This window comes from Mycobacterium sp., from assembly GCF_049802695.1.
Classification (GTDB): domain Bacteria; phylum Actinomycetota; class Actinomycetes; order Mycobacteriales; family Mycobacteriaceae; genus Mycobacterium.
The window spans coordinates 1-2,200 of sequence record NZ_JBARMY010000429.1 but is presented as its reverse complement, the minus strand read 5'-3'; the positions used below and the strand labels follow the sequence as shown (position 1 = coordinate 2,200).

General features: G+C 69.8%; 3 protein-coding genes. All 3 read left to right on the top strand.

Annotation, left to right across the window (positions count from 1 at the left end; translation table 11 throughout):
- Nucleotides 1-767: YncE family protein (locus WA317_RS17315; protein WP_425174200.1), on the top strand; the 767-nt coding region annotated here is incomplete at its 5' end.
- 84 nt (nt 768-851) lie between these two features.
- The gene (locus tag WA317_RS17310) at nt 852-1,913 is read left to right on the top strand and encodes an NAD-dependent epimerase/dehydratase family protein (protein WP_425174199.1); all 1,062 of its coding nucleotides are present in this window, start codon (nt 852-854) and stop codon (nt 1,911-1,913) included.
- A gap of 23 nt (nt 1,914-1,936) precedes the next feature.
- On the top strand, nt 1,937-2,200 hold a 264-nt coding region (locus tag WA317_RS17305), incomplete at its 3' end, for a glycosyltransferase (protein ID WP_425174198.1).

Here is a 2,200-nt window from a genome sequence, read left to right as displayed (position 1 = left end):
ACACGGTTCCGACGGTCGGAGCGGCCCGGCATCTGAGCCTGGCCGGGCCGGCCGGGCCGGTGCTGGTGCCGCTGGAGGGCTCCAACCGGTTGTGCGAGCTGAGCCTGGTAGACGGTCGCGTGACCTTCACCGCGGCGGGTGTGGGTCGGCAACCGCACGACGCGGCCCAGACGGCCGGGGGCACCATCGTGGTCACCAATGAGCTCGGCGGCGGTGTGGTGTTCGTCCGCGACGGGGCGGTGGTCGCGTCACTTCCGGCCGGCCCGGTACAGCCGGGCGGGGTAGCGGCGGTCGGTGAGTACGCGGCGGTGGCCGACGTGCAGGGAAACGGAGTGTGGGTCTACGACGGGCCGACCCGCCGACTGGTGGCGCACGGTCCGGTCGGGGCGAAACTGACGCACGCGGTTGCGATGTCGGGCGATCTGGCTGCGTTCGCGGACACCGACGGCGGGGCGGTCTTCGTCGAGCGCATCGATCCACAGCTCGGCCAGGTCGCCAGGATCGACGCTCCGGGCAAACCCTACGGGCTGGCTTACGACGCGGCCCACCGTCGTCTGTACGTCACGCTGACCGCGCTCAACCTGCTGCGGCTGATCGACCTCTCGGACGCGACGAAGCCGCGGATACTCGACGATCTGCCGACTGTGCAGCAGCCCAATTCCGTTGGTGTGGACCCTGTTTCGGGCAGTGTATTGGTGACGGGCAGTGACCCCGGCGGCGCCGGCGGCTTGCAGATCGTCACCCCGGACCTGCTACCCGTGGGCTGAGGGAGCACCGGTCGGCTGGTCACCCCACGGATATGGTGGTGCAGGCTTCGACGTGCCGGCCCAATTCGAGAGGACACGAGCTGCGTGAGGGTGTTGCTGACCGGAGCGGCCGGTTTCATCGGCTCGCGGGTGGGCGCTGCGTTGCGCGCCGCCGGTCACGACGTGGTTGGTATCGATCTGCTGCTGCCCGCTGCGCACGGCGCTGACCCGCAGTTACCGCCGGGATGCCACCATGTCGACGTCAGAGACGGACAGGCGCTGGCGCCGCTGCTGTCCGGTGTGGACCTGGTTTGTCATCAGGCCGCAATGGTGGGCGCCGGTGTGAACGCCGCCGACGCGCCGGCCTACGGCGGCCACAACGACTTCGCCACTACGGTGCTGCTGGCGCAGATGTACGCCGCCGGCATCGGGCGTCTGGTGCTGGCGTCGTCGATGGTGGTATACGGGCAGGGTCGCTACGCCTGCCCCGAGCACGGACCGGTCGACCCGCTGCCGCGGCGACGCGCCGACCTGGACGCCGGGATCTTCGAGCACCGCTGTCCGCTCGGCGGTGAGGAGCTGCACTGGCGACTCGTCGACGAGGACGTCGCCCTGCGGCCACGCAGCCTCTACGCGGCCAGCAAGACCGCGCAGGAGCACTACGCGCTGGCGTGGTCGGAGTCGACGGGCGGTTCGGTAGTCGCCCTGCGTTACCACAACGTCTACGGTCCCGGAATGCCACGCGACACCCCGTATTCCGGGGTGGCGGCGATCTTCCGCTCATCGCTCGAGAAGGGCAAATCTCCGAAGGTTTTCGAAGACGGGGGTCAGATGCGCGACTTCGTCCACGTCGACGACGTCGCCGCCGCGAATGTCACCGCCGCGTCGTCGCTGGCTGACCGGGACGGCTTCATCAGGGGCTTTTCGGCGTTCAACGTCTGCTCGGGACGGCCCATCTCGATCTTCGAGGTGGCCGCCGCGCTGTGCGATGCCCGCGAGGGCGCCCCCGATGGTTCGTTGTCCCCGGTCGTCACCGGGCAATACCGCAGTGGCGATGTGCGCCACATCGTCGCCGATCCCGCCCGGGCCGCTGAAGTGCTCGGTTTCTGCGCGGCCGTGGATCCCCGCGACGGCCTGCGTCAATTCGCGTTTGCGCCGCTGCGTTAGCCGATGCCTTAGTGTCCGATGGCATGCCCGATGACGTCACCGTGGTGCTGCCCTGCCTGAACGAGGAGGAGTCGTTGCCGGCGGTGCTGGCCGCCATTCCCGCCGGCTACCGGGCACTGGTGGTCGACAACAACAGCACCGATGACACCGCCGCAGTAGCCAGCCGGCACGGCGCTGCGGTCGTCGCCGAACCGCGGGCCGGCTACGGCTCAGCGGTGCACGCCGGCGTGGTCGCCGCGACGACCCGGATTGTGGCGGTCATCGACGCCGACGGCTCGATGGATGCC